This is a genomic window from Streptomyces achromogenes subsp. achromogenes, from assembly GCF_000720835.1.
Taxonomy (GTDB): domain Bacteria; phylum Actinomycetota; class Actinomycetes; order Streptomycetales; family Streptomycetaceae; genus Streptomyces; species Streptomyces achromogenes.
On record NZ_JODT01000155.1, the window covers coordinates 1 to 211 of the forward strand.

1 pseudogene is annotated in these 211 nt (G+C 74.4%); it reads left to right on the forward strand.

Features of this window, described 5'->3' with window-relative positions:
- Positions 1–211 (forward strand): annotated as a pseudogene (locus IH25_RS38360) (acetyl-/propionyl-CoA carboxylase subunit alpha); the annotation flags it as partial.

Below are 211 nucleotides of genomic sequence, written 5' to 3' on the forward strand. Positions count from 1 at the left end.
CTCCTTCGAGTTCCGCATCAACGGCGAGGACCCGGGCCGCAACTTCCTGCCCGCCCCCGGCACCGTCACCGCCTTCGACGCCCCCACCGGCCCCGGCGTGCGACTGGACGCCGGCGTGGAGGCCGGCAGTGTCATCGGCCCGGCCTGGGACTCCCTGCTCGCCAAGCTGATCGTCACCGGCCGCACCCGCAAGGAAGCCCTCCAGCGCGCC